Genomic DNA, 23,624 nt, shown 5'->3' with positions numbered 1-23,624 from the left:
GGGAAAGCCATGTCTCGCACCATCCTGCTCACCGGCGCCACCGGGACCGTGTCCACCGCGCTGATCGACGCCCTGCCCGGAGCGGATCTCCGCGCACTGGTCCGCGACGAGTCCAAAGCGGACGGACTGCGCGAACGCGGGATCGAGGTGGTCGCCGGCGATCTCGACGACGCCCGTTCGCTACCGCCCGCCTTCGAGGGCGTGCACGACCTCTGGCTGCTCGTGCCGAACGGCCCGCGCGCACCGGAGAACAACATGAACGCGCTGTGGGCCGCGCGTCAGGCCGGGGTGGACCGCGTGGTGCGCCTGTCCGTGGTGGGCGCGGCACACGATGCGCCCAACCGCAGCGGCCGCCTGCACGCGTTGTCCGACCGGGAAACCGAGCGGTCGGGCCTGCGCTGGACGATCCTGCGCCCGCACTGGTTCATGCAGAACCTGCTGAACGAGGCGGGCGACATCGCGGCCACCGGAACGTTCTCGATGAACATGGCGTCGGCGCGGCTCGGCATGATCGACGCGCGCGACATCGCCGAAAGCGCGGCGCGGGTGCTCCTCGACGAACCGGACCGCCACCACGGCAAGACGTACACGCTCACCGGCCCGCGCTCGCTGTCCTTCGACGAAGTCGCCGTGGAGCTGGAAAAAGTGCTCGGCCGGTCCGTCGGACACCTGCCGGTCAGCGACGACGCGAAGCGCGAGACGCTGCTCGGTTACGGCGTTCCGAAGTGGATCGTCGACATGCTGGAGGAGTACGCGCGGGCCTACGCCGCGGGCTGGGGTGACTTCACCACCGACGCGGTCGCCGGGCTGCTCGGCCGTCCGCCACGGGACTTCGCCGAGTTCGCGCGCGACCACGCCGCGAGGTTCACGGCACCGGAGTGAGCAGCGAGCCGGTGGTGAGGAACTGGTCGAGGTTGCGGAAAGCCAGTTCTCCCATGGCCTCCCGGGTTTCCGTGGTGGCGCTGGCGATGTGCGGCAGCAGCAGGACGGAATCCAGGTCCAGCAGTGGCGCGGGCACCTCGGGCTCTGCGGCGAACACGTCGAGCGCGGCGCCGGCCAGTTTGCCCTCGGTCAGCGCCGCCACCAGTGCGGGTTCGTCGACCACGGAACCGCGGGAGACGTTGACCAGGTAACCGTCGGGGCCGAGCGCGGCGAGCACGTCGGACGAGACCAGGCCGCGGGTCTCGTCACCGCCCGCCACCGCGACCACCAGCGCGTCGACCTCGGCGGCGAGTGCCACGGCCGAATCCACGTAGCGGTACGGGATCCCGTCGACCGGGCGGCGTGAGTGGTAGCTCAGTTCCACGCCGAACCCGGTCAGCCGGGTGGCGATCGCGCGGCCGATCCGGCCGAGGCCCAGCACGCCGACCTTCTTGCCGCTGACCTTGGTCGCCAGCGGATAGGCGGTGGTGGACCAGTCACCGCGGCGGACGAAGCGGTCCGCCGCGGTGAGCCTGCGCATGACGTCGATGAGGCCGCCGACGGCGAGGTCGGCGACGCAGTCCGTGAGCACGTCGGGGGTGTTGCTCACGTCGATACCGCGGGCGCGGGCCCGTGCCACGTCGGTGGTTTCGTAACCGACTCCGAAGTGGACGATCGCGCCGAGGCGGGGGAGCGCGTCCATCACCTCGTCCGGCACGCCGATCCTGGCGCTGGTGATCGCCGCGGTGAACTCGGCGCCGTGCTCCGCGAGATAGCCCTCCGGCTGCTCGAACAACCGCACCGTGCGGTGCGCGCCGAGCGCGGTTTCCAGCGACGGCAGCAGGGGGCAGAGTTGGAGAACGGAGCCGGTCATGGCCCTGAGCGTATGGACCGGTTCGATACCTGTCTAAGACCAAGTTCGCATTCAGCGATACCTTCCGCGCATCAAACGGACTCCCTTGACGGCTTATCGCGACCGGCTTACGGTCTGCGTCTACAGATGCAGACCGGATACGCGTCCATAGACAATCGGCTCCGGTTTTCCGATCACTTCATCCCCTGATCATCGGAGAGACGATGCTGTCTTCCGTACGTTCCCGCGTCCTCGCGGTCGCGGCGGTGGTCCTGTGCGGCAGTTCCTGCACCGTGGCGAACAGCCCGTCGGGCGACGCCGGAGACGCGGGCAGTACGTTGCGCGTTGTCCTCGCGCAGGAACCACCGACCCTCGAACCCTGTGAAGCCTCGCTCACCTCGACCGGCGTGGTGGTCCGCTCCAACATCAGCGAACCGCTGCTGGAACGCGACGCCGGCACCGGCGACCTGCGCCCGCTGCTGGCCACGGCCTGGCGGCAGACCGCGCCGACCACCTGGACCTTCGACCTCCGCGGCGGCGTCACCTTCCACAATGGACAGCCGTTCACCGCGCAGGACGCCGCCTTCTCCATCGACCGCGCGGTGAACTCGGACCTCCAGTGCAATGTGGACGGTTACGTGTTCGACGACGAGGAGAAGCTCGGCCTGGAGGTCAACGGCGACGCCGGGCTGACCGTGCACACCACCAAGCCGGACCCGATCCTGCCGCTGCGGCTCAGCTTCGTCGAGATGGTGCCGCGCGCCACGAGCACCACGGCGAAGGTGCGCGAACCGGTGGGCACCGGACCCTACGCCATCGAGAGCTGGGAGACCGGCGTGTCGATCACCTTGCGGCGCAACGAGAACTACTGGGGCGAGGCGCCGGCCTTCCCGGCCGCGCGCTACGTCTGGCGGTCGGAGCCGAGCGTGCGCGCGGCGATGATCACCCGCGGCGAGGCCGATCTGGCCACCACGCTCAACCCCGAGGACGCGACCGAGGAGAACTCGGTGGCCTACCCCAACAACGAGACCACCGCGCTGCGCCTCGACGGCCGCGAGGCCCCGCTCGACGACATCCGCGTGCGCAAGGCGATCGGCCTGGCGGTGGACCGCGACGGCATCGTCGGCACCCTGCTGGCCGGACTGGCCGAACCGGCCGCACAGCTGATCCCGGACGGTGTGGTCGGCTTCAACCCCACGCTCAAGGCCGCCGCCTACGACCCGGAAGCCGCCCGCGCGCTGATCCGCGAGGCCGCCGCCGACGGCGTCCCGGTCGACCGCAAGATCACCCTGGTGGCCAGGAACACGCAGTTCCCCAGGGTGGCCGAGACCGCCGAGGCACTGCAGTACGAACTCGCGCAGGTCGGGCTGAACGTGCAGATCCAGATGGCGGACACGGCGGCCCACCTGGAGTACCAGCTGCGGCCGTTCCCGACCGGTGTCGGGCCGATCGCGCTGCTGATCATGCACGGCAACCAGGCCGGTGACGCGGCGTTCACCACGAGCCAGTACCTGCGTGCCGGCGGCCCGCAGTCGACCTTCGGCACGCCGGAACTCGACGCGAAGATCGCCGAAGCCGGTGGGCTGGCCGGTCCGGCCCGCCAGGACGCGTTCGCCGCGATCTTCGCCGACCAGAACGACTCCGTGGCGCAGTACGTGCACCTCGCCCACATGCGCGGCCTGCTCGGCATCTCGCCGTCCGTCCGGTACCAACCGGATTCGGCGACCGGGGACGAGATGCACCTGGCCGCCGTGCGGCCCGCGGCGGCGGGGGAGGCGCGCTGATGCTGACCTTCCTGCGCAAACGCGTCGTCTCCAGCGCGATCCCGCTGGTTTTTGTGGTGCTGGGCGTGTTCTGCCTGGCGCGGCTGACCGGCAACCCGGTCAACCTCTACCTCCCGCTGAGCGCCACCGCCGAGCAGCGGGCCGCGTTCTCCGCCGAGCACGGGTTCGACCAGCCGATCCTGGTGCAGCTGTGGGACTACCTCGGCCAGGTCGTCCAGCTCGACTTCGGCACCTCGCTGCGGACCGACCAGCCCGCCGCGGAGATGGTGCTCACCGCGTTCCCGGCCACCCTGCAACTCGCCGCGGTGACCATGCTGATCGCCGCGGCCGGCGCGGTGCTGATCGGCTGCCTCGCCGCGTACCGGCCGAACTCGCTGGCCGACCGGATCTCCAGCTTCCTGTCGATGACCGCGGCCAGCATCCCGGACTTCTGGTTCGCCATCATGGGCGTGCTGGTCTTCGGCGTGAGCCTGGAGTGGCTGCCCACCTCGGGGGTCAGCGGCGGCCCGGAGGTCTGGGTGCTGCCGATCGCCACCCTGCTCATCCGGCCGTTCGGCGTGCTGGTCCAGGTGGTGCGCGGCGCGATGGTGGCGGCGCTGTCCGCGCCCTACACGAAGGTGGCCCGCAGCAAGGGCGCGAGCGAGAAGCGGGTGGTGTTCGGGCACGCGCTGCGCAACGCCACCACGCCCGCGCTGACCGTGGCCGGCGACCTGACCATCGGGCTGGTCAACGGCGCGGTGGTGGTGGAGACCATCTTCGGCTGGCCGGGCATCGGCAAGCTGATGATCGACTCGATCCTGCAGCGCGACTTCGCCGTGCTGCAGGCCGCCGTGCTGCTCACCGCGATCACCATCTTCCTGCTGAACATCGTGATCGATCTCTGCTACGCCCTGCTCGACGCCCGTGTGCGCCAGGCAGTCCCGGCCTGACCTGCTCTAGGAGTCAACGATGACCACCACCGTCAACCAACCCGGCAAGGCCGCCCGCGCCCGGGCGCGCTGGTGGACCCTGCTCGGCCGCGACCGGTTCGCCGCGGTCGCCGCCGTGGTGCTCGGGCTGGTGCTGCTGACCGCGTTGCTGGGCCCGCTGCTCACCGGGGACCGAGCGGTGCGCCAGGACCTGCGCGCGTCGCTGCGGCCGCCGTCGTTCGACCACGGCTTCTTCGGCCTCCTCGGCACCGACGTGCTGGGCCGCAGCGTGCTGGCGCGGCTGATCGACGCCGCCGGGACCACGCTGTCGGTGGCCATCCCGGCGGTGCTCTGCTCGCTCGTCATCGGCGCGACGCTGGGCATGTGGGCCGGGTACCACGGCGGGGTGCGGGAGAACGTCGCGATGCGGATCGCCGACGTGATCCTGAGCTTCCCGTCGCTGCTGCTCGCCGTGGTGGTGCTCTACGTGTTCGCGCCCAGCGTCGGCAACATCGTGCTGATCCTCGCCATCGCACGCATCCCGGTCTATCTGCGCACCGCGCGCGCCGAGGCGGCCGAACTGAAGAGCAGGCTGTTCGTCGACGCGGCCCGGACCTTCGGCGCGACCAGCTGGCCGACGATCTACCGGCACATCCTGCCGATCGCGCTGCCCACCCTGCTCACCGTGGCCACCCTCGACTTCTGCTTCGTCATGCTCACCGAGTCCTCGCTGAGCTTCCTCGGCATCGGCATCCAGCCGCCGGATGTCAGCTGGGGCCTGATGGTCGCCCAGGGCCGGCAGTACCTGCAGACGGCGTGGTGGATCGCGGTGCTGCCCGGGGTGGCCATCGTGGTGACCACGGTGTCGGCCACCGTGCTCGCCGCCTGGGTGCGCCTGGCCACCGACCCGGCCCAGCGCTGGCGGCTGACCCTGCCGCGGCGCACGCGCGGCGCCCGTCCCACCACCACGGAGGTCACCGGATGAACGCGGCAGCTCCCACCAAGTCCACTTCGGACACCGGCACCGGGCACGCGGCGCTGGAGGTCGACCGGCTCAGCGTGGACCTGCGCACCGCGGCGGGCACGGTCCGCGCGGTCGACCAGGTCAGCTTCTCCGTGCGCCGGGGCCGGACGCTGGCGCTGCTCGGCGAGTCCGGCTGCGGCAAGTCGATCACCGCGCAGACCATCGTCGGCCTGCTCGACCCGATCGCCGAGGTGGCCGGTGGCTCGGTCCGGGTGGCGGGCACCGATGTGCTCGAACTCGGCCGCGCCGAACGCCGCCGCCTGGCCGGGCCGGTGCTCTCGATCGTCTTCCAGGACGCGCTGACCGCGATGAACCCGGTGCAGCCGGTGGGCAGGCAACTCGGTGAGCCGTTCCGCATCCACCAGGGCCTGTCCCGCCGCGCGGCGCGGGAGAAGGCCGTCGAGCTGATGGAACTGGTCGGCATCCCGGAACCGCGGGCCAGGGCCAAGTCGTACCCGCACCAGTTCTCCGGCGGCATGCGGCAGCGGCTGCTGATCGCGATGGCCGTCGCGCTCGGCCCGCAGGTGCTGATCGCCGACGAGCCGACCACCGCGCTCGACGTGACCGTGCAGGCGCAGGTGATGCGGTTGCTGCGCGACCTGCGGACCGAACGCGAGATGGCGCTGGTGCTGATCACCCACGACCTGGCCGTGGTCGCCGAGGAGGCCGACGACGTGGCCGTCATGTACGCCGGGAACGTGGTCGAAACCGGCCCGGTGCGCGAGGTCTTCGCCGACCCGAAGCACCCGTACACGCGCGGCCTGCTGGATTCGGTGCCCGAACAGGGGGTGCGGGGTCAGCCGCTGCACGCCGTGCCGGGCAGCCCGCCCGAACTCAGCGCCGTGCCACCGGGCTGCGTTTTCCAGGCCCGCTGCCCGAAAGCCACCGATCTGTGTGCCGGCGAACGCCCTCGGCTGACGCCGGCGGCCGGGACCCGGTCGGCCGCCTGCCACTTCCCGGAACAGGAGCGCACCCATGCCGGATAACCTGCTCGAGGTCAACGGCATCCGGAAGTCCTTCCGGGTGGGCAAGAACCGGCTGCGGGCGCTGGACGGCGTCGACCTCCGGATCGGCCGGGGCGAGACCGTCGGGCTGGTGGGGGAGTCGGGCTGCGGCAAGTCCACCCTGGCCCGCGTGCTGATGCTGCTGGAACGGCCGGACGAGGGCACCGTGCGGTTCGCCGGGACCGACCCGTTCTCCCTGCGCGGCAAGGATCTGCTCGCGTGGCGGCGCCGGGTGCAGATGGTCTTCCAGGACCCGTTCGCCTCGCTGAACGCCCGGATGACCGCGGCCGAGCTGATCGGCGAACCGTGGCGCACGCACCGCGACGTGGTGCCGACCGCGGCGGACCGGGCCGCCCGCACCAGGGAACTGCTGGACCTGGTCGGCCTGCGGGCCGGCGACGCCGAGCGGTATCCGAACGAGTTCTCCGGCGGGCAGCGGCAGCGCCTCGGCATCGCCCGCGCGCTGGCGCTGAACCCCGACCTGATCATCTGCGACGAGCCGGTGTCCGCGCTGGACCTCTCGGTGCAGGCGCAGGTGCTCAACCTGCTCGCCGAACTGCAGCAGCGGCTCGGCGTGTCGTACCTGTTCATCTCCCACGACCTGTCGGTGGTCCGGCACGTCGCGGATAGGGTCTCGGTCATGTACCTCGGGAAGGTGATCGAGCAGGGTCCGGCCGAAGCGGTGTTCGACCAGCCGGTGCACCCGTACACGGCGGCGCTGATGTCGGCCGCGCCCTCGCTGGACGTGTCCGGGGCCGAGCGCGCGGACCGGATCCTGCTGCGGGGTGAGCTGCCGTCGCCGCTGGACCCGCCGTCGGGCTGCCGGTTCCGCACCCGCTGCTGGCAGGCCACCGACCGCTGCGCCACCGGGGAACCACCCGTGGTCACCGAATCCGGGGCGCACGAGGGGCTGTGCCATTTCCCGCTCACCGCGATCCCGGCGTGAGCGTTCCGGCCTTCTGCGTGTTGTCGGCGGTGGTGCTGGTCGGCTCGATGCTGCAGGTGTCCATCGGGTTCGGGCTCGGCATGCTCGCCGCGCCGGTGATCGCGCTGCTCGACCCGACGCTGGTGCCGGTGGTGCTGCTCCTGCTGGCCACCGGCGTGACCACGGCGACGGTGCTGGCCGAACGCGCGCACCTGGACCTGCGCGGGGCGGGCTGGGCGCTGGGCGGGCGGGTGCCGGGCACGATCGCCGGGGCGGCGCTGGTGGCCTTCCTGCCGGCGAAGGCGCTCGCGTTCAGCGTGGCCGCGGTGGTGCTGGCCGGGGTGGTGGTGAGCCTGCGCGGGTTCCGGCCGCGCCCGACGCCGCGGGCGGTGGCGCTGGCCGGGGCCGCGTCCGGGCTGATGGGCACGGCGACCTCGATCGGCGGGCCGCCGATGGCGCTGGTGTGGCAGCGCTACGCCGGGCCGAAGATGCGCGGCACGATGAGCGCGTTCTTCCTGGTCGGGTCGCTGCTGAGCCTGGGCGCGCTGGCGGTGGCCGGTGTGGTGCACGTGGAAACGCTGCGGTATTCGGCCTTCCTGGCGCCCGCCGCGGCGGCCGGGGTGCTGCTCGCCCGCCCGGTTTCGCGGCACCTCGACGAGGGTCGCACACGCGGCGCCGCGATGGTGCTCGCGGTCGCCGGCGCGGTGACGCTCACCGTCCAGCAGTTCCTCTGACCACATTGGACAGTGGCTGGTCCGTGGCCAGCCGGTGGATGTTCGCGGCGATCTCGGCCGCCCGGCCGGTGAAGGTCTCGCGCGTGTGCCCCGAGTGGTGCGGGGTCAGCACCACGTTCTCCAGTTCGTGGAACGGCCGGGTGTACCCCGTGGCGCCGGTGCCGTCCTTCGGGTGGCTCCACCAGACGTCCAGTGCCGCACCGCCGATCCGCTCCTCGACCAGTGCTTCGAAGAGCGCGTCCTCGTCGACGAGCGGGCCGCGGGCGACGTTGATCAGCAACGCGTCCCGCCGCATCCGCGCCAGTTCCGCGGTGCCGATCAAGCCACGGGTGGCGGTGGACAGCGGCACGGTGAGCACCACCAGATCCGAGTCGCCCAGCAGGCCGGGGAGCTGGTCGTCGCCCTCGACCCGGAGCTCCCGCAGGTCCGGGGGCAGTGCTGCCGAGGGGTTGCGGCGGACCGCGCGGACCCGCATGCCCAGCGCGGTGGCCGCCCGGGCCACCTGCTGCCCGATCTCGCCGAAGCCGACCACACCGAGCGTGCGCCCGGCCAGCGCACCGCCGAGCGGGACCGTCGGATCCAGGGCTACGGATTCCCAGATTCCCCGTCGCAGCAGGCGATCCGCGCGGAGCACGCGGCGCGACAGCATCAGCGCCACCATCACCACGTGCTCGGCGATCGACCGGCCGTGGTGGAAGGTGTTGCACACCACCGTGTCCGGCGCGAGCGCGTGGAGCGGGATGCGGTCGAGCCCGGCGCCGGTGACGTGCACCAGTTTCAGTCCGGTGCCCGCTTCGGCCATCGGGACGGTCATCCGGGACGCCACCAGCACGTCCGCCTCCGGCAGGCGCGCGACCACGTCGTCATCCGGTCGGCCGGCGAGGAATTCCCAGTCGTGGCCGTCGGCCCCGCCGCGGGTCAGCTCGTCGGTGAAGCGGCTCATGATCGGGTCGGACAGCAGGATCCTCATCGCGTCACCAGCGCGGCGCGGTCGGGTCGAACTGCGGCTCGAACCGGCGGAAGTAGCCGGTGTCGTCGCGTTCGCGGATGCCGCAGGCGAGGTACTGCTCGTGCAGCCGGGCCAGCGCGTCGCGGTCCAGTTCGACGCCGAGACCGGGTCCGGTCGGCACCGCGACCGAGCCGCCTTCGAAGGCGAGCGCGCCCGGCACGATCACGTCGTCGGCCGCGTCCTTCCACGGCCAGTGCGTGTCGCAGGCGTAGGTGAGGTTCGGCGTGGCGGCGGCGAGATGGGTCATCGCGGCCAGGCTGATGCCGAGGTGCGAGTTGGAGTGCATGGACAACCCCAGGCCGAAGGTGTCGCAGATCCCGGCCAGCGTGCGGGACCGGTCCAGGCCGCCCCAGAAGTGGTGGTCGGACAGGATCACCTGCACGGCGTCCTGTTTGACGGCGGGCCGGACGTGGTCGAAGGCGACCACGCACATGTTGGTGGCCAGCGGCATCGGCACTTCGCGGGCCACCGCGGCCATGCCGTCGATGCCGGTGGTCGGGTCCTCCAGGTATTCGAGCACGCCGTCGAGGCGCTGCCCGACGCGGATGGCGGTCTCCACGCTCCAGGCGCCGTTCGGATCGATCCTCAGTGGATGGTCGGGGAAAGCCTTGCGGAGTTCGAAGATCGCCTCGACCTCGGAGTCCGGTTCGAACACCCCGCCCTTGAGCTTGATCGCGCTGAAGCCGTATTCGCCGATCATCCGTTCAGCCTGCGCGACGAGCTGGCCCGGGTCGAGCGCGGGGCCCCAGGGGTCGTCGTCGGCGCCGGGGTGGCCCGCCCACTTGTAGAAGAGGTAGGCGCTGTAGTCGACGCGGTCCCGGACCGCGCCGCCGAGCAGGTCGCTGACCGGGCGGCCGATCGCCTTGCCCTGGATGTCCAGGCAGGCCACCTCGAACGGGGAGAGCACGCGGTCGGCGGTGCTGCTGCCGGTGACCATCCCGCTCATGCCGTGTCCGCCCTTGCTCCGGTCGGCGGCGAGCGCTCCCCGGATGCGGCGGGCGATTTCGTTGACCTGCCAGACGTCGACGCCGGTGAGTTCGGCCGCGGCGAGCCGGAGCCGGTCGAGGTGCCCGGCGTCGCCGTAGGTCTCGCCGAGGCCGGTCAGTCCCGAATCGGTGACCAGCTCGACGATCGCGCGCAGGGCGAAGGGCTCGTGCACGCCGACGGTGTTGAGCAGCGGGAGATCGGTGAAGGCCACCGGGGTGATGCGCACTTCCCGGACGCGGTGGGATTCGTAGGGCACCGGTGGACCTCCGATCGCGGGGTGTTTGGCCCGACCCTAACCCGGCGTTGTCCACATGTGAAGACGCGCGTCCACGGATGTAGACGAGGTCACCTCTCGATCGACAGGGCGGCCTGTTCGATGGTTTCGCGGGCGCGGCGCATGGCGGTCAGGATCTCCGCCTCGCGGGCCGGGGTGAGCCGGGTCAGCGGCACCGAGCAGCTGATCGCGTCGGTGGCCGGGGTGGTGTAGCGCAGTGGCAGCGCGAAGCATTGCAGGCCGACGCTGTTCTCCTCGCGGTCGACCGCGTAACCGCGCTCGCGGATCTCGGCGAGGTCTTTGAGCAGCGCGGGCCGGTCGGTCAGGGTGTGCGGGGTGAGCGCGGTCAGCTCGGCCGGGAGGTGTTCGTCGAGCTGGTCGGTGTCGAGTTCGGCCAGCAGGGCCTTGCCGAGCGCGGTCGAATAGGCGGGCAGGTCGCGCCCGACGCGGCTGTGCGGGCGCAGGTACTGACTGGAGGCGCGGGTCACCAGGTAGACCACGTCCTGGCCGTCGAGCCTGCCGAGGTGGAAGGTCTCGTCGAGGTGCTCGCCGAGCATGTCGAGCACGGGTTTGGCGATGCGGACGCAGGGGTCGGTGTCGAGGTAGGTGGTGCCGGCGAGCAGGGCCCGGATGCCGATGCCGTAGAGGGTGCCGGAGGCGTCGGTGCGGACCCAGCCGTACTTGGCCAGGGTGCGGAGGAGGGCGTAGCAGCTGCTGCGGGGCATGCCGAGGGCTTCGCTCAGCTCCCGCAACCTGGCCGGGCGGTTGCGGCGGGCGGCGAGCAGTTCGAGCAGCTCCAGGGTGCGGGCCGCCGACTTCACCTCGCGGACCCCGCCCCCGTTCTCCCCGCCTTCCGGTGCGGCCATCAACACCCTCCTACCTGCTCGAACCCGAGCGAACACGGTACCCCGGCGGCAGGAGGGCCGGTCAGCCTCGGTGGTACTCGACCACCCGGTTCCGCTCCACCCGCAACCGGATGCGGTTCGGGTTGAGGTCCAGCAACAACGCGACGGTGTCGGGCCCGAGGATCTCCACGATGAAGCCGTCCTCCTCGCACCTCACCTTCGCGACTTCGGGCCGCTGCCCGATCAGGGACGCCAGGTCGAACGATGCCTTCTTCAGCTGCAGCATGGTGGGCGACCTCCGAGGAGTTGGGATCACTGCGACCAGGGTGCGTGTGGTAGCGCCGGAACCCGTCGACCGCGGAAGCCCGTCATCTCCCGGTTCGCCACCAGTGCGTTGAGCACGGCCTCCTCCACGGTCTGCACCACCGCTTCGAAGAACGGGTCGATCCGGCCCCACGGCACAAAACGCAGCGTTTCGTACGTCTGGTCCGAGGGCTGCGGGAAGCGACTGGTGAGCGCCCCGGCGTTGGCCGTGCTGAAGGCCAGGAACAGATCCCCGGAGAAGTGCGAGCCGGTCGTTCCGGTGCGTGCCAGGCCCAGCGGGACCCGCCTCGCCAACGCAGCGCACTGGCCGGGTAGCAGCGGCGCGTCGGTTCCGATGAGGACGATCACCGAGCCGGCGCCGGGTGGGGCGAGCCAGCTGGTGTCCGCCATCGGGTCGTCGTCGGACAGGGAACGGCCGATCGGGGCGCCCGCGACCGTCAGTTCCCCTCGGCTCCCGAAGTTCGCCTGCACCAGCGCGCCGACGGTGTACCGGTCCCCGCCGTGGGCGACCACCCGCGACGCGGTCCCCGTCCCGCCCTTGAAGCCGTAGCAGGTCATGCCGGTGCCGCCGCCGACCGAGCCTTCGGCGATCGGACCACCGGAAGCCGCGTCGATGGCGGCGATCGCGTGTCCGGTGTGGACGGTCGACGCGTTGACGTCGTTGAGGTAACCGTCCCAGGTCTCGGCGACCACCGGCAGCAGCCATTCCGCCGCCGCCCCGGGCCGCTCCCGCAGCACCCAGTCGATCGCGCCGCGATGACACGGCCCCACCGCGTGCGTGTTGGTCAGCAACACCGGCAACGACAGCGATCCCGTTTCCGCGAGCCACGCCGTCCCGGTCATCTCCCCGTTGCCGTTGAGCGAGAAAGTCCCCGCGGCACAAGGCACATCGAACTCGGCACGCCCACGCGGCAGCACCGCGGTCACCCCCGTGCGCACCGAATCCCCGGAGATCAGCGTGGTGTAGCCGACCTCCACCCCGGGCACGTCGGTGATCGCGTTGTGCGGGCCCGGTTCGCCGGGCGGGGCGATGGCCAGGTCACGGGCTCGGGTCACGAGACATCCTCCAGCGCGCAGCGGGTCGAGGTCCGGGCGTAGGCCAGCAGCATCGCCACCGCGGTGGCGCGCTCCAGCGGGGCCACCGCCTGGGTCAGGTGCAGGCCGTACCCGTCCTCCAGGGCGACCAGGTTCCGCGCGATCGTCACGGCCTGGTCGGTCAGGTCGAACACCCCGGTCGCCGCGCCCGCTTCGAGAATCGCGGTGTAGCAGCGAACCTGGCGTTCGTAGAGCGCGATGTGACGGGCCGCGTAGGCGGGATCGCGGCGCGCGATGGTGCCGAGTTCGTAGAGCAGCACGCACAGCTCGTCGTCCGGGCCGGTGGGCAGCCCGCTGCCGATCATGGCCCGCAGCCGCGCCGGCGGGGTGAGCTCGCTCGACGCCTCGCGCTCCCGGGCGTCGCAGAACCGCTCGACCGCGTCGCGCTGCACCTCCTGCAGCAGCTCGGCCAGGCTCGGGAAGTAGTACAGCACCGAGCCGGACGACATGCCCGCGCCGTCGGCGATGTCCCGCAGCCGCAGGTCCAGCACCCCGCGATCGACCACGGCCCGCCGCGCCACCGCCACCAGTTCCGCCCGCCGCTCGCTCGCCCTGCTCGGTCTCGCCATGCCGATCATTCTTCAAAGAAGATTCAGAAAACGCAACAGCGGTCTTGACATTGCTCTGCTGAAGGCTTGTCATTCTGGGTCATCAGTTCTCTGAAGGCACTTCAAAGAACAGCTGGAGGTCGACCGTGGCCGCACCCGCACTCCGCCGAGGGCTTCGCACCCTCGGCACGCTGCTCATCACCCTGTCCGCGATCAGCCCGGCGTCTTCGGTTTTTGTCATCGCGCCCGGGGTGCTCACCGGCGCCGGTTCGGGCGCCTTCTACAGCTTCGTCATCGCGGCCGTGGTCGGTGTGTTCATGGCCTTCGTCTACGCCGAACTCGCTTCGGCGTTCCCGCTGGCCGGTGGCGAGTACGCGATCACCGCGCGCACGCTCGGGCGGCTGCCGGGCTTCGTCGTGCTCGGCATCATGATCGTCACCCAGGTGCTCATCCTCGCGGTGATCGCGCTCGGGGTCGGGACCTATCTCGGGGTGCTGATCCCCGGCCTGTCCGCCCCGGTCGCGGCCGCGGTGACCTGCGTGCTCGCCGGGCTGGTCGCGGTGTTCGACATCAAGGTCAACGCCTGGATCACCGGGGTGTTCCTGGCCATCGAGCTGATCGCGCTGGCCGTGGTCAGCGCGCTGGGCCTGCTCGACCCGGTCCGCCCGTTCACCGAACTGCTGACCCAGCCGGTGGCCGCCGACGGCGGGCCGGCCACCGTCGGCGCCATCGTGGTGGCCACCTCGGTGGCGATTTTCGCCTACAACGGCTACGGCTCGGCCGTCTACTTCGGCGAGGAGACGCAGGACGCCGGGCGCGGGGTGGCCCGCGCGATCCTGCTCGCACTGGGCATCACCGTACTGGCCGAACTGGTCCCGGTGACCGCGGTGCTGCTCGGCTCCCCGGATCTCGGGGAGTTGTTCAACGCGCCGAACATGCTGTCCTACTTCGTCACCGCGCGGGGTGGCGGCACGCTGGACACGGTGATCAGCCTGGCCGTGGCGCTGGCGATCGTCAACGCGGTGCTGGCCATCGTGCTGATCAGCTCGCGGCTGGTGTTCAGCAGCGGCCGCGACCGCGCCTGGCCCGCGCCGGTGAACCGCGCGCTGGCGAAGGTGCACCCCCGGTTCGGCACGCCGTGGGTGGCCACCATCGGCACCGGCGCGGTCGCCGCCGGACTGTGCTTTGTGGACGAACGGGTGCTGCTGGTGGTCACCAGCACGGCGATCGTGGTGGTGTACGCGGCGCTGTGCCTCGGCGCCATCGCCGGGCGGCGGTCCGGGGCCACCGCGCACGCCCGGTACCGGATGCCGTGGTTCCCGGTGGCACCGGTGCTGGCGCTGGCCGCGCTCGGTTTTGTGTTGTACCAGAACGCGCGCGACCCCGAGGTCGGGCGGCCCAGCCTGATCGTCACCGCCGGCATCGCCGTGCTGGCCGGGGCTTACTACCTCCTCGTGCGCCGCCGCCGCGGTGGCTGGCGGCTCGCCGAGGAGCCCTCCGAGTGAGCCCGGGAGCGGTCCTGCGAAGGTGGGGGTGACGCCAGCCGAAAGGACGGGAACCCCGCAGATGAGCCCCACCACGATCACCCGCGAACTGACCGACGGCATCCTCACCATCACGCTGAACCGCCCCGACCAGCTCAACGCGTTCACCGTGACCATGGCCGAGGAACTCGAAACGGCGTTCACCGAGGTCAACGCCGACGACGAGGTGCGCGCGGTCATCGTCACCGGTGCGGGCCGCGCGTTCTGCGCCGGGATGGACCTGAGCAACGACGGGAACGTGTTCGGGCTCGACCCCGACCGGCGGCCGGAACTGGCCGACATGGCCGATCTCGACGACCCCGAGCTGGCCAGGATCCGCGACACCGGCGGCCGGGTCACCCTGGCCATCCACGACTGCCGCAAGCCGGTCATCGCCGCGATCAACGGCGCGGCGGTCGGCATCGGCGCGACCATGACGCTGGCCATGGACGCCCGCCTGGCCGCCACCAAGGCCCGCGTCGGGCTGGTGTTCGGCAAGCTCGGCATCGTGCCGGAGGCCGCGTCCACCTGGTTCCTGCCGCGGATCGTGGGCCTGCCCGCCGCGCTGGACCTGGCCTACAGCGCCGACATCCTCGACGCCGAGCAGAGCCGCGAGGTCGGCCTGGTGCAGAAGGTGGTGGAACCGGCGGAACTGCTCGACGAGGCCAGGGCACTGGCCGACCGGTGGACGCGCGGCCGGTCGCCGGTGGCCACCGCGTTCACCCGGCAGATGATGCGGCGCAACTCCGCCCGCCCGCACCCCGTCGACGCCCACCGCGTGGACTCGCTGGCGATGTTCTACACCAGCATCGCCGACGGCATCGAGGGCGTGGCGGCCTTCCGCGAGAAGCGCGCCGCCGAGTTCACCGGCCGGGCCTCGGAGATGCCGCCGTTCTACCAGGACTGGCTCGATGCCACTCGCGACTGACGGGTGTCCGGTGAACGCCTGACAGCACGGGATTCGCGTTCGGGCTGGAATGGAGCGTGACCGAGGGGGGCCGGCGGGGGACGGCCGCGGGCGAAGGGGTGGGCGGATGGAGTTCCGGGTGCTGGGGCCGGTGGCGGTCCGGCGGGGTGAGCGGACCGAGGTGCTGACCGGCAGCCTGCGGCGGACGCTGCTCGGCGTGCTGCTGGCCCGCCGCGGCCGTCCGGTGCCGGTGGACGTGCTGACCGACGCGCTGTGGGGGGAGCGGCCGGACCCGCGGGCGCCGAAGAAGCTGCAACTGCACGTCCACCGGCTCCGCGCGATCCTCGACGTCCCGGAGCGGCTGTCCTTCGGCACCGCGGGGTACCGGCTGGAGGTGCGGCCGGGTGAGCTGGACGCGGACCGGTTCGAGGCGCTGGCCGAGGCCGGGATCGCCACCGCACGAAGGGAACCGCAGCGCGCGGTCGAGTCGCTGCGCGCGGCTTTGGCGCTGTGGCAAGGAAACGCGTTCGCCGAGGCCGAAGTGCCGCTGCTCGCCGACTGGGCGCGGCGGCTCGCCGAACTCCGCCTCACCGCGATCGAATCCCTCTACCAGGCCGAATTGGAGTGCGGGCTGCACGAGGCGGTGATCGGGGAGCTGACCGGACTGGCGCGGGCGCACCCGCTGCGGGAACGGCTGCACGAACTGCTGATCACCGCACTGCACCGGGCCGGACGGCAGGACGAGGCACTGGAGGCCTACCGCCGCGCCCACGGTGTGCTGGCCGCCGAACTGGGCTTGGCGCCGGGCCCGGCCCTGCGCGGGTTGCGCCACCGCGTGCTGTCCGAACCGGCGCCGGTGGCCAGTGCGGTGCCCGCCCAGCTCCCGGCGGACGCGGGCGCGATCACCGGCAGGCACGCCGAACTCGCCGAACTCGACGCCGCGGCCCCGCTTTCCGTGGTGACGGGTCCGGCGGGTGCCGGCAAGACCGCGCTCGTGGTGCACTGGGCGCGGCAGCGGCGCGACCGGTTCCCCGACGGCCAGCTCTACGCCGACCTCCGCGGGTACGGCGAGCCGGCCGAACCCGCCGACGTGCTGGCCGGGTTCCTGCGCGCGCTCGGCGTGACCGCGATCCCCGCCGAACTCGAGGAGCGCGCGGCCGCCTTCCGCACGCTCGCCGACCGGCGCCGGATGCTGGTGCTGCTGGACAACGCGGGCAGCGCCGAGCAGGTGCGCCCGCTGCTGCCCGCCGGTTCCACCTGCTGCACGCTGGTGACCAGCCGGGACCCGCTGGCCGGACTCGTGGTCCGCTACGGCGCGCACCGGATCCGGCTGGGGCGGCTGCCCGCGCCGGACGCGGCCGGGTTGCTGCGGGAATTGCTCGGCGGCGACACCGAGGCGGACACGCTTGCCGAACTCGCCGAGCTGTGCGCGGGCGTGCCGCTGGCCCTGCGGGTGGTGGCCGAACTGGTCCGGCACGAGACCCCGGACCGGGCAGAGGTGATCCGGCGGACGCTCGCCGCCGTTACAGCGCCGCCTCGTTCAGTTCGGCCAGCGTGATCACGCCGTCGTCGAGCGCGCGGGTGACGAGCTCGCTCTTGGTGCGGGCGGCGCGCCCGGCGTTGGCGTACTTCACGCGCACGCGGGCGATGTGGGTGTCGACCGTCTTCACCGTGATGTGCAGCTTGGCGGCGACGAGTTCCTTGGAGGACGAGGCGAACCAGGCCCGCAGCACCTCGGTTTCCCGCGGCGACAGGCGTGGCCGGTCCGGGGTCTCGTCGGCGGCGAGCGCGCCGGACAGCGAGGGCGCGGTGTACCCGCGGCCCTCGGCGGCGGCCCGGATCGCGGGCACCAGGTGGCCCGGTCCCTCGTGCTTGGTCAGGTACGCCAGCGCGCCGAGGTCGATGCACTTGATCGCGGTGAGGTCGTCGGAGTGCTGCGAGTACACGACCACCCGCCGCCCGCTGTCGACCAGCTGGCGCAGCTCGCCGAACGCGGGCTGGCCGGGCGTCAGCTCCAGGTCGAAGATCACCACGTCCGCCTCAGCGCCCTCGCCGGTCCACACCGCGGCGAGGCGGTCACCGGCGTCGACCAGGCGGATCGGCGGATCGGCCTGCTCGCACCAGTACCGCACCCCCGCGGCGATCGCCGCGTGATCGTCCACGATCACCGCGGTGATCAGCTCGGCTCCCATCGCGCCTCCAAGCACGCCCGCCGGTTCGAAATCGGTCAAACAAGGCGGGGGTGAGGTTACCGGTCCGGTGCGGTGGGCTGGGAGTGGTCCCGGACCGGGCGTTCAGGCGCTGTCGGGCAGGTCCGCGCGCCGGGACTCGACGTGGGCCTTCAGGCGGGTCAGGGTGGTGGCGATGTTGGCGTTGTTCGTCCCGGCGCGGTCCGGCTCGCCGGTGATGAAGATGGCGAACGGGACGAACCACCGCGGCACCCGCAGCCAGTTCGTCACGGTGAGGCGGCAGCCGCCGCGTTCGGGGGCGAGGTCGTATTCCCAGCGTGAGATCGGCACGAAGAACGGGGTGCGCACGCGGTAGGTGAACCGGCGGCCCGGTTCGGCCTCGGTGATCTCGGCGTGGGTGACCCAGCGGCGCCAGCCGTTGCGGTTCGAGCCGGAGAACCAGTTCCCGACCGCGGCCTCGGTGGCCCCGCGGATCCAGCGGGCCCGGTAGAACTCCTCGGCCAGGTCCGCCATCGCCACCGGGTCGCTGACCAGGCGGTACACCTCGTCCGGCGAGGCGTCGACGTGGACCTCGCCGACGGCGATCGGTTCGGTGTAGGTGAGCTTGTCCCTCGGATTCGGCGCCATCACACCTCCCAGTAGACCTGTTACCTCACCAGCGGGGCGGTGGCCCGGTCAAGGCGCAAAAATCACGACGTAGTCAGGATTTCATCGCTTGCCCCTAGGTTCGTTCCCGTCGCTGGAACGAAGGGGTGGGAAAATGGTGTTCGCCAGGGGTACGCGCTGGGCCTGGGTGGCCGGTGCGGTGGTGTCGCTGGGGCTGGCTTTCGCGCCGGGCGCGGCCGCCCAGGACAGGGTGGTGGTGACCAACGGACTGCAGATGGACCACGGTGCCGGGCTCACCCTGTGCACGCTGGGGCCGGTGGGCACGGACAACGCGGGCAGGCTGGTCGGGATCACCGCCGCGCACTGCTACGGCGGGGACGACGTGTACTTCCCCGGCAAGCGCGAACTGGGGCCGATCGGGAAGTACGCGTTCGTCTCGCAGGAGCAGGCGTACCGCGACTACGCGGTGATCGTGTTCGACCCGGCGAAGGTTTCGCTCAGTGCCAACGGCCCGGCGCTGCGGATCGACAAGGTGCTCGACGGTGGGCTGCCCGCGGTCGGGTCGAACGTGTGCAAGGACGGGCGCACCACCGGCAAGACCTGCGGACTGGTGGGGTCCAACGCGGACGGGCTGATCGCGTCGTTCGCGGTGAACATGCCCGGTGATTCGGGTGGGCCGCTGGTCGTCGCGCGTAACGACGGCACGGCCACGGAATGGGCGGGCATCGTGACGCGGGTCGCGCTGACCGTGCCGCCGTTCATCTTCACCAGCGCCAAGAACATCCAGGACGACATCGCCACGCGCGGCCCGGACGCGCCCGGTGCCGGGTTCACGCCGGTGGCCGACTGACCATGGGGAGAACCGAGTTGTCGAAGAGAATCGTGGTGGCGGTCGTCGGCGCGGCGGTGCTCGCGCTTGCTGGGCCCGCCGCCGCGGCCGCCCCGGTGGCGCACCCGGTCACCCAGGCCGCGGTGGACAAGTTCCGCGCCAGCAACGGCGCGCCCGGCGCGGAAGCCGTGGTGCGCGAGCAGGGCGAGGTGTGGGGTGTCACCAGCGGGACGAAGGTGCTGGGGCAGAACCAGCCGTTCGGGCCGGACGACCAGATCCGGGCGGGGAGCCTGACCAAGCCGTTCACCGCGGCGATGGTGCTGCAGCTGGTCGCCGAGGGGGCGGTCGACCTGGACGCCTCGGTCGAGACGTACCTGCCGGGGGTGCTCCAGGGCAACGGGTACGACGGCCACCGGATCAGCGTCCGGCAGCTGCTCAACCACAGCAGCGGGGTCGCCGACTACCTGTGGCTCGGCGGTGGTCTCAACCCGCTCGAACAGCTGCGGCCGCACACGCTGGCGGAGGTGGCGGGCTGGGGGTTGGCGCAGCCGCCGCTGTTCGAGCCGGGGGAGGGGTACCAGTACTCGAACACCAACTTCATCCTGGCCGGGATGATCATCGAGAAGGTCACCGGGCGCGCCTATGATCGGGAGCTCACCGACCGGATCACCACCCCGCTCGGTCTGACCAGGACTTATCTGCCCACGCCGGGGAACAAGACCCTGCCGCCCGGCCACGCGCGCGGGTATGTCGGCCGGTACCTCTACGTCGACTTCACCGAGCTGATCGAGCCGAGCGTCGGGCTGTCGGGCGGCGGGCTGGTCACCAGCGGGGCCGACGCGACGCGGTTCTTCCAGGCGCTCGTGGCCGGTGAGGTGGTGCCGCCCGCGCAGCTGGCGGAGATGTTCCAGCTGGTGGAAGGCGGTCCGCCGTGGGGCTACGGGCTTGGCGTGGAGCGGTTCCAGCTGCCCTGTGGTGGTGAGGCTTGGGGTCACTACGGGCTCTGGCCGGGGTACCAGTCGGTCGCCGCGGCCACCGCGGACGGCCGGGCCGCGTTCGTGGCGGGGAACGTGATCAACAACCTCGCCGGGGAGAGCGGTTCGGTCGGCGGGGGTAACTCGGTGCACCGCGGGGTGACGATCACCGAGGTCCTCTGCGACCGGGGCTAAGCAGGCCAGTTCGCGTGTGACCGGGCTGAGCAGGCTGGGTCGCGTGTGATCGGGCTGGGCGGGCCGGGCCTTTGCGGCCGGGCTGGGTTGGCTGGGCCGGGTGTGATCGGGCTGGGTAGGCCGGATCGCGTGTGTGACCGGGACTGGGCAGGCTGGGCCGAGTGAGGTCGTGTTGAGCGAGCAGGTCGCGTCAGGGGAGGTCTTCTGGCGCGGCCTCTTCGCCGTACCCGGGGTCGTTCGCCGCTAGCCGGGCGCTCCTGGCCATCTCGCGGTTGATCTCGGCTTGGTCCCGCCCGATACGGCGGTTGCTCTCTGCGAGCGCGGCTTCGGCGCGGTCCAGCCGCCGGTGCGACCGCTGGATCGCGGCACGCGCGCCATCGATCGTTTCCTGGTTGCTGACCCTGAGCCGCTCCGATACCGCGCGTTGCTCGAGCGCGTGGCGATGAGCTCGCCGCTGCCTCGCCGCGAGTGCTTCGTACCAGTGCGGACGCTCCGCAGCCAGCTCACGGTCTTGTGCGAAGATCCGCTCTTCACGGCGGCCCAGCGCCCGGTCCCGCCGCGCCAGGGCATCTTCCTCGTGATCGGTCACGGTGCGCTCCGGGTCCGGCGGGCGGGAATCCCGCACGTCACCCACGCTAACGGCTCGGCCCGGCCGCCGCAGTGCGTAAGCGCCGGTGGAGCCCACCGGCCACATATGGCCGGTCCTCACCCTGGTTCGTGACCAGCGCGAACGCCACGATCTGGGGCATGGCGCTGACACGGGAGTTGCTCACTCCGAGGGAACAGGGCGTGTTGCGCGCGGTCGGGCGTGGCCTGTCCGCGGCGGAGATCGCGGTGGAACTGTCCATCGCCGAAGTGGCCGTGCGCTCCGACCTCGGGCGGATCGTGGCCCATCTGGGGCTGGACGAGGAAACCAGGACCGCGCCGCTGCGGCTGTCCGTGCTCGGCCCGCCGCGGGCCTGGCGCGGCACCGAGCCGGTGGACCTGGGGCCGGTGCGCCAGCAGGCGCTGCTCGCCGCGCTGGCGCTGCGCCCGGACGTCACGGTCACCTGTGCCGAACTGCTCGACGCGGTGTGGGGCCTGGAACCGCCGGCCGCGAAGGTCGTGCCGGTCTACGTCTACCGGCTGCGCAAGTGCCTGCAGACGGGCGACGAATCCCCGGACGCGGTGATCGGCCGGGACCGGGGCGGCTACCGGCTGGCCGGTGCCGCGGTCCAGGTGGACTCGGTCCGCCTGGCCGAACTCGCCACCGAAGCGGCCGCCCTCCGGCGCGACGGAGACCTCGTCGCCGCGGTCGCCCGGTACGCGAGCGCGCTGGCGTTGTTCCGCGGCGAACCCCTCGCCGGCCTGCCCGGCCCCTTCGCCGAGGGCGAGCGGCGACGCCTCGGCGAACGCCGGATCGCCCTGCTCCAGGGGCGGCTGGAGTGCCTGGTGCGGCTGGGCCGGTACGCCGAGGCCATCGGTGAACTGTCCGCGCTGACCTCGGAGCACCCGCACAGCGAGCCGCTGGCCGCGTTGCTGATGCGCGCCCTCTACGGCAGCGGGCGCCGCGCCGACGCGCTCGGCGTGTTCCAGCGCCTGCGCCGCCGCCTGGTGGACGATCTCGGTGTCGAGCCGAGCGACCTCGTCGGCCGGGTCCACCAGGCGGTCCTCCGCGGTGACGATGCCCAGCTTCAGCGGCAGCGGTAGCTCGACGCCTGCGCGGGATCGCCGTGGCCGGTGTAGCGGGACACCCGCGGGTAGCGGCACAGGTCGCGCGTGACGGTCTGGTCCTTCTCGGCTCGCAGGACGTCCGGCGCCTGGCCGTGCTCGACCCAGTTCACCAGCGCGCCGAGCGGGTCCTTCGGGGCCGGGCCCACGCCGCCGGAGCAGTGCTCCACACCCGGTGCGAAGAACAGGCGGTAGAACTCGTCGACGCGGTGGGCACCGCCCAGCCGCCGTTCGACGGCCTCGCGGTAGCGCACCACCCCGTCCGGCGGGATCAGCTGGTCGTCCGCGCCGACCCAGCTGAGCAGCTTGCCACCGGAGCGGCGGAATTCCGACAGGTCCGGGTCGGCGGTGCCGATGACGTCGTCGAACTCGCGCACCGACTGCCGGAACAGCTCGGCGAACCGCGGGTAGGTGATGGTCGCGAGGTCGAGCGCTGGGTCCTTCGCCACGAAGCTCCGCACCCAGGCCGCCGCCACCGGGAAACCGGCCGGGCTCGCGAGCCAGGTGAAGTCGGCGCCCTTGGGCAGGCCCGCCCACAGCTTGCGGCCGTGCTCGTCGACCGGACCGGCCCAGATCTTGCGGACCACCTCCGCGTCGGCGGCGGTCACCGTGACCTCCTGGCCGTCGCAGAGGACCTGGGTGCCGACCAGTTGCCGGGGGTCGTACCCGCACAGCTCCGGCTGGTCGACGATGCCGTTGACCACGCCGTCACGCGGGTCGCACGCCTTGATCGCCGCTTCCCGGAACGCGGTCAGCACGCAGGCGCTGGGGAAGTGGTGCTCCTGGTTCATCACCACGTGCGGCCAGAGCGTGGCCACCGCGAACTGTCCCCAGTGGACGGCCGGGGCCACGGCCAGCACCCCGTCGAAGTCACCGGGGTGGTGCTGCGCCTCGGCGTAACCCTGCCGCCCGCCGGTCGAGCAGCCGTTCCAGTAGGAGTAGGTGACCGGGCTGCGGTAGAAGCCCTGCGCCACCGCCTTGCCGATGACCGCCGATTCGTGCACCGACCGGGTGGCGAAGTTGGTCAGCAGCGTGGTGTTCAGCTCGCCGCCGGGCTTCAGCGCCCAGCTGGTGTCGAGCGGGTTGGCGGAGACGCCCGCGTCGGTGGTCACCCCGGCGTAGCCGTCGCGGACGGCTTGGGCCAGCGGAGCGCCGAAGTCGCCCGCGACGTAGGCACTGCCCCCGACTGCCTGGAGGCGGCCGGTCCAGCCCTGGTCCGGGAGTGCGACGGCCACCTTGACGTGGTCGGTGCCGTCGTGCGTCAGCGTGACCGTGACCAAGCAGTGCGCGGGATCGGCGACACGGGCCGCGTCGACCGATTCGATCCGCGCGCCGGGTGGCGCGGGGACGGCGGGCGCGGTGCAGCCGAGCGGGGCGGCACTCGCGCTGAACGAGAGGAGCGCGGCGATCGGGATCGCCGCCAGCAGCAGTACGGCCAGGCGTTTCATGGGTTCCT

General features: G+C 71.9%; 24 protein-coding genes. 13 read left to right on the top strand and 11 right to left on the bottom strand.

Translation table 11 applies throughout. The features are described 5' to 3' along the window. Window positions 1–9: 9 nt before the first annotated feature. Window positions 10–882, top strand: coding sequence for an SDR family oxidoreductase (locus JYK18_RS39855; RefSeq protein WP_206809061.1), 873 nt, complete (start codon window positions 10–12; stop codon window positions 880–882). On the opposite strand, the gene JYK18_RS39850 is transcribed toward JYK18_RS39855, so the two are convergent. Next, a complete protein-coding gene (locus JYK18_RS39850; protein WP_206809060.1) occupies window positions 866–1,795 on the bottom strand; it encodes a 2-hydroxyacid dehydrogenase in 930 nt (309 codons plus the stop codon). The two genes, JYK18_RS39855 and JYK18_RS39850, sit on opposite strands and share 17 nt — an antisense overlap. A 203-nt stretch (window positions 1,796–1,998) precedes the next feature. Between JYK18_RS39850 and JYK18_RS39845 the strand changes: the two genes are divergently transcribed. From JYK18_RS39845 to JYK18_RS39820, 6 genes are read left to right on the top strand one after another with little or no spacing between them, the layout of a single operon-like run. Then, on the top strand, window positions 1,999–3,558 hold the full coding sequence (locus JYK18_RS39845; RefSeq protein WP_206809059.1) for an ABC transporter substrate-binding protein: 1,560 nt from the start codon (window positions 1,999–2,001) through the stop codon (window positions 3,556–3,558). Continuing rightward, window positions 3,558–4,487: an ABC transporter permease gene (locus tag JYK18_RS39840; protein ID WP_206809058.1), complete on the top strand. Its 930-nt coding sequence runs from the start codon at window positions 3,558–3,560 to the stop codon at window positions 4,485–4,487. The genes JYK18_RS39845 and JYK18_RS39840 overlap by 1 nt, the downstream gene beginning before the upstream one ends. Before the next feature lie 19 nt (window positions 4,488–4,506). Beyond that, window positions 4,507–5,451: an ABC transporter permease gene (locus JYK18_RS39835; protein WP_206809057.1), complete on the top strand. Its 945-nt coding sequence runs from the start codon at window positions 4,507–4,509 to the stop codon at window positions 5,449–5,451. Beyond that, window positions 5,448–6,476, top strand: a complete 1,029-nt coding sequence (locus JYK18_RS39830) for an ABC transporter ATP-binding protein (RefSeq protein ID WP_206809055.1) — start codon at window positions 5,448–5,450, stop codon at window positions 6,474–6,476. Before JYK18_RS39835 ends, JYK18_RS39830 begins: the two co-directional genes overlap by 4 nt. Next, window positions 6,466–7,440, top strand: a complete 975-nt coding sequence (locus JYK18_RS39825; RefSeq protein ID WP_206809053.1) for an ABC transporter ATP-binding protein — start codon at window positions 6,466–6,468, stop codon at window positions 7,438–7,440. Before JYK18_RS39830 ends, JYK18_RS39825 begins: the two co-directional genes overlap by 11 nt. Then, window positions 7,437–8,153, top strand: a complete 717-nt coding sequence (locus JYK18_RS39820) for a sulfite exporter TauE/SafE family protein (protein ID WP_307796268.1) — start codon at window positions 7,437–7,439, stop codon at window positions 8,151–8,153. Before JYK18_RS39825 ends, JYK18_RS39820 begins: the two co-directional genes overlap by 4 nt. Here JYK18_RS39820 and JYK18_RS39815 read toward each other — a convergent pair. The 6 genes from JYK18_RS39815 to JYK18_RS39790 form a co-directional block, all read right to left on the bottom strand. After that, window positions 8,131–9,123, bottom strand: coding sequence for a 2-hydroxyacid dehydrogenase (locus JYK18_RS39815; RefSeq protein ID WP_206809049.1), 993 nt, complete (start codon window positions 9,121–9,123; stop codon window positions 8,131–8,133). The two genes, JYK18_RS39820 and JYK18_RS39815, sit on opposite strands and share 23 nt — an antisense overlap. Before the next feature lie 4 nt (window positions 9,124–9,127). After that, the gene (locus JYK18_RS39810) at window positions 9,128–10,405 is read right to left on the bottom strand and encodes a glucarate dehydratase family protein (protein ID WP_206809047.1); all 1,278 of its coding nucleotides are present in this window, start codon (window positions 10,403–10,405) and stop codon (window positions 9,128–9,130) included. 89 nt (window positions 10,406–10,494) lie between these two features. Then, window positions 10,495–11,289: an IclR family transcriptional regulator gene (locus JYK18_RS39805; RefSeq protein ID WP_206809045.1), complete on the bottom strand. Its 795-nt coding sequence runs from the start codon at window positions 11,287–11,289 to the stop codon at window positions 10,495–10,497. Window positions 11,290–11,350: 61 nt separating this feature from the next. Further along, entirely contained in the window at window positions 11,351–11,554 is a 204-nt protein-coding gene (locus tag JYK18_RS39800; RefSeq protein WP_206809043.1) for a hypothetical protein, read from the bottom strand. A gap of 26 nt (window positions 11,555–11,580) precedes the next feature. Next, window positions 11,581–12,648: a P1 family peptidase gene (locus tag JYK18_RS39795; RefSeq protein ID WP_206809041.1), complete on the bottom strand. Its 1,068-nt coding sequence runs from the start codon at window positions 12,646–12,648 to the stop codon at window positions 11,581–11,583. Then, window positions 12,645–13,256, bottom strand: coding sequence for a TetR/AcrR family transcriptional regulator (locus JYK18_RS39790; protein ID WP_206809040.1), 612 nt, complete (start codon window positions 13,254–13,256; stop codon window positions 12,645–12,647). The genes JYK18_RS39795 and JYK18_RS39790 overlap by 4 nt, the downstream gene beginning before the upstream one ends. A 125-nt stretch (window positions 13,257–13,381) precedes the next feature. Here JYK18_RS39790 and JYK18_RS39785 point away from each other — a divergent pair, with 125 nt between their 5' ends. The 3 genes from JYK18_RS39785 to JYK18_RS39775 all read left to right on the top strand — a co-directional run bounded on the left by JYK18_RS39785 (window position 13,382) and on the right by JYK18_RS39775 (window position 17,223). Next, entirely contained in the window at window positions 13,382–14,740 is a 1,359-nt protein-coding gene (locus JYK18_RS39785) for an APC family permease (protein WP_206809038.1), read from the top strand. A 61-nt stretch (window positions 14,741–14,801) separates the two neighbouring features. Continuing rightward, window positions 14,802–15,686 carry a crotonase/enoyl-CoA hydratase family protein gene (locus JYK18_RS39780; RefSeq protein WP_206809036.1) on the top strand — a complete coding sequence of 295 codons (885 nt, stop codon included), beginning with the start codon at window positions 14,802–14,804 and terminating at the stop codon, window positions 15,684–15,686. Window positions 15,687–15,792: 106 nt separating this feature from the next. Continuing rightward, the gene (locus JYK18_RS39775) at window positions 15,793–17,223 is read left to right on the top strand and encodes a BTAD domain-containing putative transcriptional regulator (RefSeq protein ID WP_206809034.1); all 1,431 of its coding nucleotides are present in this window, start codon (window positions 15,793–15,795) and stop codon (window positions 17,221–17,223) included. Here JYK18_RS39775 and JYK18_RS39770 read toward each other — a convergent pair. Together JYK18_RS39770 and JYK18_RS39765 are read right to left on the bottom strand one after the other, a co-directional pair. Then, on the bottom strand, window positions 17,189–17,857 hold the full coding sequence (locus tag JYK18_RS39770; protein ID WP_206809032.1) for a response regulator transcription factor: 669 nt from the start codon (window positions 17,855–17,857) through the stop codon (window positions 17,189–17,191). The genes JYK18_RS39775 and JYK18_RS39770 overlap by 35 nt on opposite strands. A 102-nt stretch (window positions 17,858–17,959) precedes the next feature. Next, entirely contained in the window at window positions 17,960–18,481 is a 522-nt protein-coding gene (locus tag JYK18_RS39765) for an SRPBCC family protein (protein ID WP_206809031.1), read from the bottom strand. 133 nt (window positions 18,482–18,614) lie between these two features. On the opposite strand from JYK18_RS39765, the gene JYK18_RS39760 reads away from it, so the two are divergent. After that, on the top strand, window positions 18,615–19,310 hold the full coding sequence (locus JYK18_RS39760; RefSeq protein ID WP_206809030.1) for a hypothetical protein: 696 nt from the start codon (window positions 18,615–18,617) through the stop codon (window positions 19,308–19,310). Between the two features lie 17 nt (window positions 19,311–19,327). Continuing rightward, on the top strand, window positions 19,328–20,458 hold the full coding sequence (locus JYK18_RS39755) for a serine hydrolase (RefSeq protein WP_206809029.1): 1,131 nt from the start codon (window positions 19,328–19,330) through the stop codon (window positions 20,456–20,458). A 190-nt stretch (window positions 20,459–20,648) separates the two neighbouring features. Here the strand turns inward: JYK18_RS39755 and JYK18_RS39750 are convergent, their stop codons facing one another. After that, complete coding sequence (locus JYK18_RS39750; protein ID WP_206809028.1) at window positions 20,649–21,047, bottom strand: hypothetical protein; 399 nt, start codon at window positions 21,045–21,047, stop codon at window positions 20,649–20,651. A gap of 158 nt (window positions 21,048–21,205) precedes the next feature. Here JYK18_RS39750 and JYK18_RS39745 point away from each other — a divergent pair, with 158 nt between their 5' ends. Next, entirely contained in the window at window positions 21,206–22,147 is a 942-nt protein-coding gene (locus JYK18_RS39745) for a BTAD domain-containing putative transcriptional regulator (RefSeq protein ID WP_206809027.1), read from the top strand. Here the strand turns inward: JYK18_RS39745 and JYK18_RS39740 are convergent. Beyond that, on the bottom strand, window positions 22,132–23,616 hold the full coding sequence (locus JYK18_RS39740; protein WP_206809026.1) for a tannase/feruloyl esterase family alpha/beta hydrolase: 1,485 nt from the start codon (window positions 23,614–23,616) through the stop codon (window positions 22,132–22,134). The two genes, JYK18_RS39745 and JYK18_RS39740, sit on opposite strands and share 16 nt — an antisense overlap. Between the last annotated feature and the right edge of the window lie 8 nt (window positions 23,617–23,624).

This window comes from Amycolatopsis sp. 195334CR (genome assembly GCF_017309385.1).
Taxonomy (GTDB): domain Bacteria; phylum Actinomycetota; class Actinomycetes; order Mycobacteriales; family Pseudonocardiaceae; genus Amycolatopsis.
The sequence above is the reverse complement of the archived record's forward strand: the minus strand, read 5'-3'. Positions and strand labels throughout refer to the sequence as shown.

Coding starts and splice junctions, on each gene's coding strand:
- JYK18_RS39740 (WP_206809026.1), bottom strand. CDS start 23,616: ATGAAACGCCTGGCCGTACTGCTGCTGGCGGCGATCCCGATCGCCGCG.
- JYK18_RS39800 (WP_206809043.1), bottom strand. CDS start 11,554: ATGCTGCAGCTGAAGAAGGCATCGTTCGACCTGGCGTCCCTGATCGGG.
- JYK18_RS39840 (WP_206809058.1), top strand. CDS start 3,558: ATGCTGACCTTCCTGCGCAAACGCGTCGTCTCCAGCGCGATCCCGCTG.
- JYK18_RS39805 (WP_206809045.1), bottom strand. CDS start 11,289: ATGGCCGCACCGGAAGGCGGGGAGAACGGGGGCGGGGTCCGCGAGGTG.
- JYK18_RS39825 (WP_206809053.1), top strand. CDS start 6,466: ATGCCGGATAACCTGCTCGAGGTCAACGGCATCCGGAAGTCCTTCCGG.
- JYK18_RS39850 (WP_206809060.1), bottom strand. CDS start 1,795: ATGACCGGCTCCGTTCTCCAACTCTGCCCCCTGCTGCCGTCGCTGGAA.
- JYK18_RS39830 (WP_206809055.1), top strand. CDS start 5,448: ATGAACGCGGCAGCTCCCACCAAGTCCACTTCGGACACCGGCACCGGG.
- JYK18_RS39770 (WP_206809032.1), bottom strand. CDS start 17,857: ATGGGAGCCGAGCTGATCACCGCGGTGATCGTGGACGATCACGCGGCG.
- JYK18_RS39780 (WP_206809036.1), top strand. CDS start 14,802: ATGAGCCCCACCACGATCACCCGCGAACTGACCGACGGCATCCTCACC.
- JYK18_RS39775 (WP_206809034.1), top strand. CDS start 15,793: ATGGAGTTCCGGGTGCTGGGGCCGGTGGCGGTCCGGCGGGGTGAGCGG.
- JYK18_RS39790 (WP_206809040.1), bottom strand. CDS start 13,256: ATGGCGAGACCGAGCAGGGCGAGCGAGCGGCGGGCGGAACTGGTGGCG.
- JYK18_RS39835 (WP_206809057.1), top strand. CDS start 4,507: ATGACCACCACCGTCAACCAACCCGGCAAGGCCGCCCGCGCCCGGGCG.
- JYK18_RS39855 (WP_206809061.1), top strand. CDS start 10: ATGTCTCGCACCATCCTGCTCACCGGCGCCACCGGGACCGTGTCCACC.
- JYK18_RS39760 (WP_206809030.1), top strand. CDS start 18,615: ATGGTGTTCGCCAGGGGTACGCGCTGGGCCTGGGTGGCCGGTGCGGTG.
- JYK18_RS39765 (WP_206809031.1), bottom strand. CDS start 18,481: ATGGCGCCGAATCCGAGGGACAAGCTCACCTACACCGAACCGATCGCC.
- JYK18_RS39815 (WP_206809049.1), bottom strand. CDS start 9,123: ATGAGGATCCTGCTGTCCGACCCGATCATGAGCCGCTTCACCGACGAG.
- JYK18_RS39745 (WP_206809027.1), top strand. CDS start 21,206: ATGGCGCTGACACGGGAGTTGCTCACTCCGAGGGAACAGGGCGTGTTG.
- JYK18_RS39845 (WP_206809059.1), top strand. CDS start 1,999: ATGCTGTCTTCCGTACGTTCCCGCGTCCTCGCGGTCGCGGCGGTGGTC.